The 12,407-nt window shown below is 70.3% G+C and carries 14 protein-coding genes; 10 read left to right on the top strand and 4 right to left on the bottom strand.

Annotated features, from left to right (window positions below; translation table 11 throughout):
* Position 1: 1 nt before the first annotated feature.
* Genes ACWD01_RS11025 through ACWD01_RS11015 form a run of 3 tightly spaced genes read right to left on the bottom strand, consistent with a single transcriptional unit; the run spans position 2 to position 2,886 of the window.
* The gene (locus tag ACWD01_RS11025) at positions 2–1,126 is read right to left on the bottom strand and encodes a hypothetical protein (protein WP_451160362.1); all 1,125 of its coding nucleotides are present in this window, start codon (positions 1,124–1,126) and stop codon (positions 2–4) included.
* Between the two features lie 51 nt (positions 1,127–1,177).
* Positions 1,178–1,963: an ABC transporter permease gene (locus tag ACWD01_RS11020; protein WP_451160360.1), complete on the bottom strand. Its 786-nt coding sequence runs from the start codon at positions 1,961–1,963 to the stop codon at positions 1,178–1,180.
* The gene (locus tag ACWD01_RS11015; RefSeq protein WP_451160358.1) at positions 1,960–2,886 is read right to left on the bottom strand and encodes an ABC transporter ATP-binding protein; all 927 of its coding nucleotides are present in this window, start codon (positions 2,884–2,886) and stop codon (positions 1,960–1,962) included. Before ACWD01_RS11015 ends, ACWD01_RS11020 begins: the two co-directional genes overlap by 4 nt.
* Positions 2,887–3,104: 218 nt before the next feature.
* Here ACWD01_RS11015 and ACWD01_RS11010 point away from each other — a divergent pair, with 218 nt between their 5' ends.
* From ACWD01_RS11010 to ACWD01_RS10970, 9 genes are all read left to right on the top strand, one after another.
* The gene (locus ACWD01_RS11010) at positions 3,105–3,914 is read left to right on the top strand and encodes a helix-turn-helix transcriptional regulator (RefSeq protein WP_451160356.1); all 810 of its coding nucleotides are present in this window, start codon (positions 3,105–3,107) and stop codon (positions 3,912–3,914) included.
* Positions 3,911–5,332 (top strand): Fe-S cluster assembly protein SufB, encoded by a 1,422-nt coding sequence (sufB, locus tag ACWD01_RS11005; RefSeq protein WP_451160354.1) that lies wholly within the window; start codon positions 3,911–3,913, stop codon positions 5,330–5,332. The genes ACWD01_RS11010 and sufB overlap by 4 nt, the downstream gene beginning before the upstream one ends.
* Positions 5,333–5,394: 62 nt before the next feature.
* Positions 5,395–6,591 carry a Fe-S cluster assembly protein SufD gene (gene sufD, locus ACWD01_RS11000; protein WP_451160352.1) on the top strand — a complete coding sequence of 399 codons (1,197 nt, stop codon included), beginning with the start codon at positions 5,395–5,397 and terminating at the stop codon, positions 6,589–6,591.
* Entirely contained in the window at positions 6,591–6,908 is a 318-nt protein-coding gene (locus ACWD01_RS10995; protein ID WP_100106557.1) for a non-heme iron oxygenase ferredoxin subunit, read from the top strand. Before sufD ends, ACWD01_RS10995 begins: the two co-directional genes overlap by 1 nt.
* Positions 6,909–6,915: 7 nt before the next feature.
* Positions 6,916–7,680 (top strand): Fe-S cluster assembly ATPase SufC, encoded by a 765-nt coding sequence (gene sufC / locus ACWD01_RS10990; protein WP_451160350.1) that lies wholly within the window; start codon positions 6,916–6,918, stop codon positions 7,678–7,680.
* The gene (locus ACWD01_RS10985; RefSeq protein ID WP_451160348.1) at positions 7,677–8,933 is read left to right on the top strand and encodes a cysteine desulfurase; all 1,257 of its coding nucleotides are present in this window, start codon (positions 7,677–7,679) and stop codon (positions 8,931–8,933) included. The genes sufC and ACWD01_RS10985 overlap by 4 nt, the downstream gene beginning before the upstream one ends.
* 8 nt (positions 8,934–8,941) lie before the next feature.
* Positions 8,942–9,406, top strand: coding sequence for a Fe-S cluster assembly sulfur transfer protein SufU (sufU, locus tag ACWD01_RS10980; RefSeq protein ID WP_356891772.1), 465 nt, complete (start codon positions 8,942–8,944; stop codon positions 9,404–9,406).
* Positions 9,403–9,741 carry a metal-sulfur cluster assembly factor gene (locus ACWD01_RS10975; protein WP_451160346.1) on the top strand — a complete coding sequence of 113 codons (339 nt, stop codon included), beginning with the start codon at positions 9,403–9,405 and terminating at the stop codon, positions 9,739–9,741. The genes sufU and ACWD01_RS10975 overlap by 4 nt, the downstream gene beginning before the upstream one ends.
* A gap of 73 nt (positions 9,742–9,814) precedes the next feature.
* A complete protein-coding gene (locus ACWD01_RS10970; protein ID WP_451160344.1) occupies positions 9,815–10,180 on the top strand; it encodes a VOC family protein in 366 nt (121 codons plus the stop codon).
* Here the strand turns inward: ACWD01_RS10970 and ACWD01_RS10965 are convergent.
* On the bottom strand, positions 10,177–11,271 hold the full coding sequence (locus tag ACWD01_RS10965; RefSeq protein ID WP_451160342.1) for a hypothetical protein: 1,095 nt from the start codon (positions 11,269–11,271) through the stop codon (positions 10,177–10,179). The two genes, ACWD01_RS10970 and ACWD01_RS10965, sit on opposite strands and share 4 nt — an antisense overlap.
* A 116-nt stretch (positions 11,272–11,387) precedes the next feature.
* Between ACWD01_RS10965 and dapD the strand changes: the two genes are divergently transcribed.
* Positions 11,388–12,380, top strand: coding sequence for a 2,3,4,5-tetrahydropyridine-2,6-dicarboxylate N-succinyltransferase (dapD, locus tag ACWD01_RS10960; protein ID WP_451160340.1), 993 nt, complete (start codon positions 11,388–11,390; stop codon positions 12,378–12,380).
* The last annotated feature ends 27 nt before the right edge of the window (positions 12,381–12,407 follow it).

The raw sequence follows: 12,407 nt of genomic DNA, 5'->3' as shown, positions 1-12,407 counted from the left end.
TTCACGAGGGGTCGGCGGCCGGCTCCTCGAACGCCTGGGACGTCATGCGGACGCGGGACCCGTCCAGGTGTTCCTCCTCGTCCCACCACAGCGCGAAACGCCACGGCGCCGGCGGCGCGTCCGGCGACGTGCGGAAGGCGTCGACCAGGTCGGCGGCCACCTCCTCCGCCGTGCAGTCGGTGACCGCGTCCATGCCGCGCCACGGGTGCGCCAGCGGCGCCCACGAGCCGTCGGCCGTGCGCAGGTCGAACCGCCACACCGCCCGCCAGGACCGGGCGCGCAGCATCCGGCCCACCTCCGCCCGGTCGAGGCCGAGTCCCTCGGCGATGGTCCGCGGGTCCACGCCCTCGATCCGTGCCGCCACGACGGCGAGCGGCACGAGCCGCTCCGGGAGCAGCCCGCGCTTGTGCAGCTGGGTGAGGCCGCCCTCGAACGGGCAGCGCCGCAGCCTGCGCTCCAGCTGATCGCGGAGGTGGCCGAGGACGGCGGCGTGGGCGCGCTCTGCGGGGTCGGGCGCCTGCCAGACGGCGTGGAAGCCGCGCTGCGCGCGTACGGCCCACTCCGCCGCGTCGACCGGCCTGCCGAGTTCCTCCAGCCGGTCGCCGAGGAACACGTAGGCCTGGGCGACGCCCTCGCGGTTGCGCGGGTCCGACGGGTCGAGCCGCTCCCAGACGGCGATCGCCCGGTGGGTGGCCTCCACGGCGGCCAGCCCCGCGAGCCGGTCCTCCGCGCTCGGCTGCTCGCCGGGCGGATGGAACGGGTAGCGGGGCAGGCCCAGCTCGTCGCTGAGCGGCTCGGCGAGGTAGACGGCCTGGCTGAGCAGGGCCCTGGCGTACCAGCGGGCGTGCTCGGCGTCGTGCTCCGCGGGCCCGGCGCCGTGGCGGACGGCCTGGTCGACGGCGAGGAGCGCGTCGGTGCGGCTGCCGGTGTCGAAGTGGTGCCGGGCGAGATCCGCGTAGCGCAGGCTCAGCCGGGCGGCGAGGGAGAGGTCCCGCACGGCGTGCGGGGCGAGGGCGGAGATCAGGTCGGTCAGCATCCGCTCACGTTCCGCGGGGGAGGCCGAGGGCCGGCCGGCTCTGACCTTCCCCCACTCCGCGTCCAGTCGCAGTGCGGCAGCGCGCTTCATCCAGGCCCCTCCCACCGTGCGGGTCTCGGCAGGGTCATCCTGGCGCGCGGCTCACTCCCAGCGGAAGGTCCGGGCGGCCGCGCCCAGTCCGAGCACCGCCCAGAGGGCGAGGATGCCCAGATTGCCCCACGGCATGCCGCCGCCGTGCTGGAGCACGTCCCGCAGCCCGTCGGAGAGCGCCGAGATGGGCAGCAGTCCCAGCGCGGAGGCGACGCCGTCGGGGAACCTGTCCAGCGGCACGATCACCCCGCCGCCGACGAGGAGCAGCAGGAAGACGAGGTTGGCGGCGGCCAGCGTCGCCTCCGCCCTGAGTGTGCCGGCCATCAGCAGGCCGAGCCCGGAGAAGGCCATGGTGCCGAGGACGAGCAGCAGCACGACGGAGAGCGGGCTGCCGTGCGGCGACCAGCCGAGCGCGAACGCGATCACGGTCAGCAGGACGACCTGGAGGATCTCGGTCACCAGGACGGAGAGCGTCTTGGCGGCCATCAGGGCCCAGCGGGGAATCGGCGAGGCCCCGAGCCGCTTGAGGACGCCGTAGCGCCGCTCGAAGCCGGTCGCGATGGCCTGGCCGGTGAAGGCGGTGGACATGACGGCGAGCGCGAGGACGCCGGGGGCGAGGAAGTCGACCGCCTCGCCCGCTCCCTCACTCGTCTCGGTCGGCACAGCGACGACGTCGACGGTGGAGAACAGCACCAGCAGCAGCGACGGGATGATCACCGTGAGCAGCAGCTGTTCGCCGTTGCGCAGCAGCATCTTCGTCTCGAAGGCGGCCTGCGCGGCGATCATGCGGGTCAGCGGCGCGGCGCCGGGTTTCGGCGTGTACGTACCGGCGCTCATGCGCGCAGCTCCTTGCCGGTCAGTTCGAGGAAGACGTCTTCGAGCGTGTGCCGCTCGACCGAGATGCCGTGCGGCAGGACGCCGTGCTGGGCGCACCAGGAGGTGACGGTCGCCAGCAGCTGGGGGTCGACCTCGCCGGTGATCCGGTACTCGCCCGGCGTCAGCTCGGCGGCCGCCGATCCGTCGGGGAGGGCCTTGAGCAGGGAGCCGAGGTCGAGGCCGGGGCGTCCGGTGAAGCGCAGGGTGTTCTCCGCGCCGCCGCGGCACAGCTCCTCGGTGCTGCCCCGGGCGATGACCCGGCCGCCGTCGACGATGGCGACGTCGTCGGAGAGCTCCTCGGCCTCGTCCATGAAGTGCGTGGTCAGCACGGTCGTGACGCCGTCGGCGCGCAGCTCCCGTACGAGGTCCCAGGTGGCGCGGCGGGCCTGCGGGTCGAGGCCGGCCGTCGGCTCGTCCAGGAAGACCAGCTCGGGGCGGCCGACGACGGCCATGGCCAGTGCGAGCCGCTGCTGCTGGCCGCCGGAGAGGCGGCGGTAGGCCGTGCGCCCGCAGCTGCCGAGGCCGAGGCGCTCGATCAGGGCGTCGACGTCGAGAGGTTCGGCGTGCAGCTTGGCCATGTGGCGGAGCATCTCGTCGGCCCTGGCGCCGGAGTAGACGCCGCCCGACTGGAGCATCACGCCGATCCGGGGCCGCAGGCGGGCGGCGTCGGCGACGGGGTCCAGTCCGAGGACCCGTACGGTGCCGGCGTCGGCGCGGCGGTAGCCCTCGCAGGTCTCGATGGTGGTGGTCTTGCCGGCGCCGTTGGGCCCCAGGACGGCGGTCACGGAACCGGTGGCGACGTCGAGGTCGAGGCCGTCCACGGCCGTCTTGGGCCCGTACCGCTTGACCAGGCCCCGGATCCGGACGGCAGGCTCGCTCAACATGCCGGGAAGTCTAGGCGGGTGACGGGGGCGCACGGCCCGCGGGTTCCCCGGGCGGTCGGCGCGGGCAAAAGCGCGCCGGCGCGTGCCTGACCGGGGCTGTCGCACCCCGGGTGATCATTTCCGCAGGTCAGCTTAGGTTTGCCTAAGTGATGCACGGCACCGCGCGGTGATCCGGACGCCGCTTGTCAGTCTCTGAGGAATTACGCAACAATGGCGTTGTGAAAAACGTTGGCGAGGCTCCTCAGGAGGAACTCGCGACCGGTGAGCGCTCCACGCGCAACCGTGTCGCGCGGTCCATCCTGGACCACGGTCCGTCCACCGTGGCCGACCTCGCGGGCCGCCTGGGACTCACGCAGGCAGCGGTCCGCCGCCACCTCGACTCCCTGGTCTCCGAGAACGTCGTGGAGCCGCGCGAGCAGCGCGTCTACGGCGCCCGGACCCGCGGCCGCCCCGCCAAGGTGTTCGCGCTGACCGACTGCGGCCGGGACGCCTTCGACCAGTCGTACGACACCCTGGCCGTCGACGCCCTGCGCTGGATCGAGCGGTCCGCCGGAGGAGGGGCAGCGGGAGAGGCGGCGGTCGCCGCGTTCGCCCGGGACCGTTTCGAGGCGCAGGCGGAGGCGTACCGCGCGGCCGTCGAGGCCGTGGCGCCGGAGGCCCGCACCGAAGCTCTGGCCAAGGCGCTCAGCGCCGACGGGTACGCTGCTACGGCTCGCAGCGCACCGGTCGGCGAACAGCTCTGCCAGCACCACTGCCCGGTCGCCCACGCGGCCGAGAAGTACCCGCAGCTCTGCGAGGCCGAGACCGAGTTCTTCTCGAAGCTCCTCGGGACGCACGTCCAGCGGCTCGCCACCATCGCCCACGGCGACGGCGTCTGTACGACGTTCATCCCGCGCGCGTCCCAGGGCGGCACCTCGCCGCCGGGCACCGCGCCGCAGGACAGCACCACACAGACCACCAGCACCACACAGACCACCAGCACCACACAGACAGCTTCTGCAAGTACGGCCGGGAGGAACCCCGCATGACTCTCCCCACGGAGACTGCCCACCCCGAACTCGAGGGCCTGGGTAAGTACGAATTCGGCTGGGCCGACTCCGACGCGGCCGGCGCAGCCGCGAAGCGCGGTCTCAACGAGGACGTCGTCCGCGACATCTCCTCGAAGAAGAACGAGCCGGAGTGGATGCTGAAGCTGCGGCTGAAGGGCCTGCGCCTCTTCGGCAAGAAGCCCATGCCGAGCTGGGGCTCCGACCTCTCCGGCATCGACTTCGACAACATCAAGTACTTCGTGCGCTCCACCGAGGCGCAGGCCGCCTCGTGGGAGGACCTGCCCGAGGACATCAAGAACACCTACGACAAGCTCGGCATCCCGGAGGCGGAGAAGCAGCGCCTGGTCGCCGGTGTCGCCGCGCAGTACGAGTCGGAGGTCGTCTACCACCAGATCCGCGAGGACCTGGAGGAGCAGGGCGTCATCTTCCTCGACACCGACACCGCGCTGAAGGAGCACCCGGAGCTCTTCCAGGAGTACTTCGGCACCGTCATCCCGGTCGGCGACAACAAGTTCGCGTCGCTGAACACCGCCGTGTGGTCCGGCGGGTCGTTCATCTACGTCCCCAAGGGCGTCCACGTGGACATCCCGCTCCAGGCCTACTTCCGTATCAACACGGAGAACATGGGTCAGTTCGAGCGGACGCTGATCATCGTCGACGAGGACGCCTACGTCCACTACGTCGAGGGCTGCACCGCGCCGATCTACTCCTCGGACTCGCTGCACAGCGCCGTGGTGGAGATCATCGTCAAGAAGGGCGGCCGCTGCCGCTACACGACCATCCAGAACTGGTCGAACAACGTCTACAACCTGGTCACCAAGCGCGCCGTGGCGTACGAGGGCGCGACCATGGAGTGGGTCGACGGCAACATCGGCTCCAAGGTGACCATGAAGTACCCGGCGGTCTACCTGATGGGCGAGCACGCCAAGGGCGAGACCCTGTCCATCGCCTTCGCGGGCGAGGGCCAGCACCAGGACGCCGGAGCCAAGATGGTCCACATGGCCCCGAACACCTCGTCCAACATCGTCTCCAAGTCGGTGGCGCGAGGCGGCGGCCGTACCTCCTACCGTGGTCTGATCGAGATCGGCGAGGGCGCGCCGGGTGCGAAGTCCAACGTGCTCTGCGACGCTCTGCTGGTCGACACGATCTCGCGGTCGGACACCTACCCGTACGTCGACGTCCGCGAGGACGACGTCTCCATGGGTCACGAGGCGACCGTCTCCAAGGTCTCCGAGGACCAGCTCTTCTACCTGATGAGCCGCGGTCTGACCGAGTTCGAGGCGATGGCCATGATCGTGCGCGGCTTCGTCGAGCCGATCGCCAAGGAACTCCCCATGGAGTACGCGCTGGAGCTCAACCGGCTGATCGAGCTGCAGATGGAGGGCTCGGTGGGCTGACGCCCTCCGGGACCGCAAGCAGCGACTGACTTCTGACGTAGGAAGAGAGCAAGACGACAGCCATGGCTGAGGCTCAGAACATCCCGGTGGGCTCCACCACCGCCGGCTCGATCGCGGTGGCCGCCGAGTCGACCGTCGCCACCCGCATGAGTGCGCCCCCGTCGTTCGACGTGGCGGACTTCCCGGTCCCGCACGGCCGCGAGGAGGAGTGGCGCTTCACTCCGCTGGAGCGCCTGGCCGGCCTGCACGACGGCACCGCCGTCGCCACCGGCAACGCCCTCAAGGTCGCGATCGACGCCCCCGACGGCGTCACGGTCGAGACCGTCGGCCGCGACGACGCGCGCGTCGGCCGGGCCGGCACCCCGGTGGACCGGGTCGCCGCCCAGGCGTACTCCGCCTTCGAGCAGGCCACCGTGGTGAGCGTGCCGAAGGAGACCGTGCTCACCGAGCCGATCCGCATCGCGGTGCACGGCGAGGGCGGCACCGCCTTCGGCCACCAGGTGATCGAGCTCGGCGCCTTCGCGGAGGCGCTCGTGGTCATCGACCACACCGGCGACGCCGTGCTGGCCGCCAACGTCGACTACGTCCTCGGCGACGGCGCCAAGCTGACCGTCGTCTCCGTCCAGGACTGGGACGACAAGGCGGTGCACGTCGCCCAGCACAACGCGCTCGTCGGCCGGGACGCCTCCTTCAAGTCGGTCGTGGTCACCTTCGGCGGCGACCTCGTACGGCTCCACCCGCGGGTCGCCTACGCCGGCCCCGGCGGTGAGGCCGAGCTGCTGGGCCTGTACTTCACCGACAAGGGCCAGCACCAGGAGCACCGCCTCCTCGTCGACCACAACACCCCGCACTGCAAGTCCCACGCCGTGTACAAGGGCGCCCTGCAGGGCGACGACGCACACGCGGTGTGGATCGGCGACGTGCTCATCCGCGCCGTGGCGGAGGGCACCGACACCTACGAGATGAACCGCAACCTGGTCCTCACGGACGGCGCGCGCGTCGACTCGGTGCCGAACCTCGAGATCGAGACCGGCGAGATCGCCGGCGCCGGTCACGCCTCGGCCACCGGCCGCTTCGACGACGAGCAGCTGTTCTACCTGATGGCCCGCGGCATCCCGGAGTCCGAGGCCCGCCGCCTGGTCGTCCGCGGCTTCTTCGCCGAGCTCGTCCAGCAGATCGGTCTGCCGGACGTCGAGGAGCGCCTGCTCGCCAAGATCGACGCAGAGCTGGAGGCGTCGGTCATGGAGGCGTCAGCCTGATGGCCTTCGTCAAAGCCTGTGCGCTGAGCGAGCTGGAGGAGGACACCCCCAAGCGGGTGGAACTCGACGGCACGCCGGTGTCCGTCGTGCGGACAGAGGGCGAGGTGTTCGCCATTTACGACATCTGCTCGCACGCGAACGTCTCGCTGTCCGAGGGCGAGGTGGAGGACTGCCAGATCGAGTGCTGGCTCCACGGCAGTGCCTTCGACCTCCGCACCGGCAAGCCGTCCGGCCTTCCCGCGACGCGCCCCGTCCCCGTATACCCCGTCAAGATCGAAGGGGACGATGTGCTCGTCTCCGTCACCCAGGAGTCCTGAGTCACCCATGGCAACGCTTGAAATCCGCGACCTGCACGTTTCCGTCGAGGCCGACAACGCCACGAAGGAGATCCTCAAGGGCGTCGACCTGACCGTGAAGCAGGGCGAGACCCACGCCATCATGGGCCCCAACGGCTCCGGCAAGTCGACCCTCGCCTACTCGCTGGCCGGCCACCCCAAGTACACGATCACCAGCGGCACCGTCACCCTGGACGGCGAGGACGTCCTGGAGATGAGCGTCGACGAGCGCGCCCGCGCCGGCCTCTTCCTCGCCATGCAGTACCCGGTCGAGATCCCCGGCGTATCGGTCTCCAACTTCCTGCGCACCTCCGCCACCGCCATCCGCGGCGAGGCCCCCAAGCTGCGTACCTGGGTGAAGGAGGTCAAGGAGGCCATGGAGCGCCTCAACATGGACCCGGCCTTCGCCGAGCGCAACGTCAACGAGGGCTTCTCCGGCGGTGAGAAGAAGCGCCACGAGATCCTCCAGCTCGAGCTGCTCAAGCCGAAGATCGCGGTCCTCGACGAGACCGACTCCGGCCTGGACGTCGACGCGCTGCGGATCGTCTCCGAGGGCGTCAACCGCGTCCGCGAGAGCGGCGAGGTCGGCACGCTGCTGATCACGCACTACACGCGCATCCTCCGCTACATCAAGCCGGACCACGTGCACGTCTTCTCGAACGGCCGGATCGTCGAGTCGGGCGGCCCCGAGCTCGCCGACAAGCTGGAGAACGAGGGCTACGAGGCATACACCAAGGGAGGCGTCACCGCGTGATCACACTGCCGGGCCTCCTGGACACAGAGGCGATCCGTAAGGACTTCCCGATCCTCGATCGGGTGCTCCACGACGGCAAGAAGCTCGTCTACCTCGACAACGCGGCGACCTCCCAGACGCCGCGCCAGGTGATCGACGTACTCAGCGAGTACTACGAGCAGCACAACGCCAACGTCCACCGCGGCGTGCACGTGCTCGCCGAGGAGGCCACGGCGCTGTACGAGGGCGCCCGGGACAAGGTCGCGGCGTTCATCAACGCGCCGAGCCGCAACGAGGTGATCTTCACCAAGAACGCCTCGGAGTCGCTCAACCTGGTCGCCAACATGCTCGGCTGGGCCGACGAGCCCTACCGGGTGGACAGCGACACCGAGGTCGTCATCACGGAGATGGAGCACCACTCCAACATCGTTCCGTGGCAGCTGCTGTCGCAGCGCACCGGCGCGAAGCTGAAGTGGTTCGGCCTCACCGACGACGGCAGGCTCGACCTGTCGAACATCGACGAGATCATCAACGAGAAGACGAAGATCGTCTCGTTCACGCTGGTCTCCAACATCATGGGCACCATCAACCCGGTCGAGGCGATCGTCCGGCGTGCCCAGGACGTCGGCGCGCTGGTGCTGATCGACGCCTCGCAGGCCGCGCCGCACATGGTGCTGGACGTGCAGGCGCTGCAGGCCGACTTCGTGGCCTTCACCGGCCACAAGATGTGCGGCCCGACCGGCATCGGCGTGCTGTGGGGCCGGCAGGAGCTCCTCGAGGACCTGCCGCCGTTCCTCGGCGGCGGCGAGATGATCGAGACCGTGTCGATGCACTCGTCGACGTACGCTCCCGCGCCGCACAAGTTCGAGGCCGGTACGCCCCCGATCGCGCAGGCCGTCGGCCTCGGCGCGGCCGTGGACTACCTCTCCTCGATCGGCATGGACAAGATCGCCCAGCATGAGCACGCGCTCACCGAGTACGCGGTGAAGCGGCTGCTGGAGGTCCCGGACCTGCGGATCATCGGCCCCACGACGGCCGAGGACCGCGGTGCGGCGATCTCCTTCACGCTCGGCGACATCCATCCCCACGACGTGGGCCAGGTCCTGGACGAGCAGGGCATCGCGGTCCGCGTGGGTCACCACTGCGCGCGCCCGGTCTGCCTGCGGTACGGAATTCCTGCGACCACGCGAGCGTCGTTCTATCTGTACTCCACGCCGGCAGAGGTCGATGCTCTGGTCGACGGCCTGGAGCACGTCCGGAACTTCTTCGGCTAGGGGACGATGTGAAGCTGGATTCGATGTACCAGGACGTCATCCTGGATCACTACAAGCACCCGCACGGTCGGGGCTTGCGGGACGGCGACGCCGAGGTGCACCACGTCAACCCGACGTGCGGCGACGAGATCACGCTCCGGGTGAAGTACGACGGATCGCGCATCGAAGACGTGTCCTACGAGGGCCAGGGCTGCTCCATCAGCCAGGCCAGCGCGTCCGTGCTGAACGACCTGCTGGTCGGCAAGGAGCTCGCCGAGGCTCAGAAGATCCAGAGCACGTTCCTGGAGCTGATGCAGTCCAAGGGCCAGCTCGAGCCGGACGACGCGATGGAGGAGGTGCTGGAGGACGCGGTCGCGTTCGCCGGCGTCTCCAAGTACCCCGCCCGTGTGAAGTGCGCGCTGCTCAGCTGGATGGCGTGGAAGGACGCGACGGCCCAGGCGATGGGCGACGTCACGGAGAGGAAGACCGCATGAGCGAGAACGAGACCGTTGCCACGAAGCCGGCGTCCGAGGAGGAGGTCCGCGAGGCGCTGTACGACGTCGTGGACCCCGAGCTGGGCATCGACGTGGTCAACCTCGGCCTCATCTACGGCATCCACATCGACGACTCCAACGTCGCGACGCTGGACATGACGCTGACGTCCGCGGCCTGCCCGCTGACCGACGTGATCGAGGACCAGGCGAGGTCCGCGACCGACGGCATCGTCAACGAGTTGAAGATCAACTGGGTCTGGATGCCGCCGTGGGGCCCGGACAAGATCACGGACGACGGCCGCGAGCAGCTCCGCGCGCTGGGCTTCAACGTCTGAGCCAGGCCCGCTGAGTCCGGCCCCGTCGCCGGGAACGTGAAACGGCCATGCCTGCCAGTGCACACTGGCGGGCATGGCCGTTTCTCTGTACCAGATCGCGATCGACTGTCACGACGCCCCGAAGCTCGCCCGGTTCTGGGCGGAGGTCCTCGACTGGAAGATCCTCTACGAGGATCCCGAGGAAATCGTCATCGGTGCCGGGGCGAGCGCGCTGCCGGGCATCGTGTTCCTCACCGTGCCCGAGGACAAGACCGTCAAGAACCGGCTCCACCTCGACCTGAGCCCCGACGACCGGGACACCGAGGTGGACCGGATCATCGGCCTGGGCGCCCGCAGGATCGAGGTCGGGCAGGACGAGGACGCGACCTGGGTCGTCCTCGCCGACCCCGAGGGCAACGAGTTCTGCGTGCTGCGGCCGAAGAAGACGCTGCTGGACTAGGCGGTCGCGGCAGGCGGCTGTGCGGCGGCCTCGGCGAGTGCCGGGGCCAGGTTCTCCTTGCGGATGCGCTGGTCGACGTAGAGAAGGGTCACCACCAGCTGCGGGAAGGCGGCCGTGAGGATCTGGCCGATCAGCGAGCTGAGCAGGCCGAAGACCAGCACGACGATCACGGCCGTGAGGGCGGCCCCGCTGCTGGACACGTCCTGTGTGAGGCCCGGCGCGAACATGTTGGCGAACGAGAACGGCAGCCTGATGAGGAAGCCCGCCAGGGCGGCCATGAGCGTGGCCAGCAGCGAGATGCCGAAGATCCGCCACCATGCGCCCTCCACCAGCCGCGAGGAACGCTTCATCGCCGCGATCGTGCCCTGCCCCTCGAAGACGGCCGCGGCCGGGGCGAGGCTGAACCTGACCCAGAGCCAGACGGCCACCGGGGCGGTGGCCAGCATCCCGAGTACGCCGATCAGGGCCAGCCACCCGTAGCCGGCGCCGCCCTCGTTCAGGGTGATCGTCATGATCGAGAGGAACATCGAGAAGAAGGCCATGGCCATCATCACGGCGGGGACCGCCACGATCAGGGCCGTGAGAAGGACGGTGCCGAGCACCGACCACACCCGCCGCACGCTGCGGCGCCAGACGGTGCCGAAGGTGGACGGGCGGCCGAGGACCGCGTCCTGGAGGACGGCCGGGCAGCTCGCGTAGATCAGGGCATTGGCGACCAGCATCACGAACAGGCCGACGAGATACACCGCGCCGAAGCCGACGATCAGGGGCCAGACGTCGTCCCAGCCGGGTGCGCTGTCGGAGTCCACCATCCGCTCGAGCCGGTCGAAGAGCGTCAGATACGCGATGCCGATGACCGCGGCGACGACCACGAGCGCCATGCCGTACGCGGCGAGGGCCATGCCGAGCAACTGCTTCCAGTGGCGGCCGATCGTCGCGAACGCCCCGCCCAGGATGTCGCCGAAGCGGAGCGGCGCGAGCGGTATCACCCCCGGCCTGGGAGGCGGCGGCATCCAGCCGCCCCAGCCGGGCGGCGGGCCCGGGTACGGACCCGGCGCGCCGGCGTGCGGCGGTATGTCTCCGTAGGTCATCGAGGTCCCCCGAGTGGCGGTGTGCGTGATCCGGTGCTGTCCGGACGGCACACCGTAGCGCCCGGCACCTGAGACCGGTTGGCCCGGGTGCCGCCTCGCCGGTTAGGTTTCCTGTCATGACCGACACGTCTTCCGCACCCCGTACCACCGGCGCCGTCGCCGCCGGACTCGCCACCGTCACCGAGGACGGCGTCGTTCTCGACACCTGGTTCCCCGCGCCCGAGCTCGCCGCAGAGCCCGGTCCGGCCGGCACCGAGCGGCTGACCCCGGAGCGGGCCGCCGAGCTCCTCGGCGCGGCCGCCGCGAAGGCCGTCGGACCCGACGCGCGCCGCGGTGTCGAGGTCGTCGCCGTGCGCACCGTGATCGCCTCGCTCGACGACAAGCCGCTGGACGCCCACGACGCCTATCTGCGTCTGCACCTGCTCTCCCACCGGCTCGTGAAGCCGCACGGTCAGAGCCTCGAAGGCGTCTTCGGCCTGCTCGCCAACGTCGCCTGGACCAGCCTCGGCCCCGTCGCCGTCGACCAGGTCGAGACCGTGCGGCTGAACGCCCGCGCCGAGGGCCTGCACCTCCAGGTCACCTCGATCGACAAGTTCCCGCGGATGACCGACTACGTCGCGCCCAAGGGCGTGCGCATCGCCGACGCCGACCGCGTCCGGCTCGGCGCGCACCTCGCCGAGGGCACCACCGTCATGCACGAGGGCTTCGTCAACTTCAACGCCGGCACGCTCGGCACGTCGATGGTCGAGGGCCGCATCTCCGCCGGCGTCGTCGTCGGCGACGGCTCCGACATCGGCGGCGGCGCCTCCACCATGGGCACCCTCTCCGGCGGCGGCAACGTGATCATCGCGATCGGCGAGCGCTGCCTGGTCGGCGCGGAGGCGGGCGTCGGCATCGCGCTCGGCGACGAGTGCGTCGTCGAGGCAGGCCTGTACGTCACGGCGGGCACCCGGGTCACGATGCCCGACGGCCAGATCGTCAAGGCCCGCGAGCTGTCCGGCGCGAGCAACATCCTCTTCCGCCGCAACTCGGTCACCGGCACGGTCGAGGCCCGTCCGAACAACGCGGTGTGGGGCGGCCTCAACGACGTACTGCACAGCCACAACTGAGCCGCGGCTCCCGCTCCTTCGTGTGAC

Source organism: Streptomyces sp. NPDC002835, from assembly GCF_053591995.1.
This window is presented reverse-complemented; position numbering and strand designations above follow the sequence as displayed.

Bases quoted from the DNA above. Each gene is read 5' to 3' on its own strand.
- ACWD01_RS11025 (WP_451160362.1), bottom strand. From the start codon at position 1,126: ATGAAGCGCGCTGCCGCACTGCGACTGGACGCGGAGTGGGGGAAGGTC.
- ACWD01_RS11020 (WP_451160360.1), bottom strand. From the start codon at position 1,963: ATGAGCGCCGGTACGTACACGCCGAAACCCGGCGCCGCGCCGCTGACC.
- ACWD01_RS11015 (WP_451160358.1), bottom strand. From the start codon at position 2,886: ATGTTGAGCGAGCCTGCCGTCCGGATCCGGGGCCTGGTCAAGCGGTAC.
- sufB (WP_451160354.1), top strand. From the start codon at position 3,911: ATGACTCTCCCCACGGAGACTGCCCACCCCGAACTCGAGGGCCTGGGT.
- sufD (WP_451160352.1), top strand. From the start codon at position 5,395: ATGGCTGAGGCTCAGAACATCCCGGTGGGCTCCACCACCGCCGGCTCG.
- ACWD01_RS10995 (WP_100106557.1), top strand. From the start codon at position 6,591: ATGGCCTTCGTCAAAGCCTGTGCGCTGAGCGAGCTGGAGGAGGACACC.
- sufC (WP_451160350.1), top strand. From the start codon at position 6,916: ATGGCAACGCTTGAAATCCGCGACCTGCACGTTTCCGTCGAGGCCGAC.
- ACWD01_RS10975 (WP_451160346.1), top strand. From the start codon at position 9,403: ATGAGCGAGAACGAGACCGTTGCCACGAAGCCGGCGTCCGAGGAGGAG.
- ACWD01_RS10970 (WP_451160344.1), top strand. From the start codon at position 9,815: ATGGCCGTTTCTCTGTACCAGATCGCGATCGACTGTCACGACGCCCCG.
- ACWD01_RS10965 (WP_451160342.1), bottom strand. From the start codon at position 11,271: ATGACCTACGGAGACATACCGCCGCACGCCGGCGCGCCGGGTCCGTAC.
- dapD (WP_451160340.1), top strand. From the start codon at position 11,388: ATGACCGACACGTCTTCCGCACCCCGTACCACCGGCGCCGTCGCCGCC.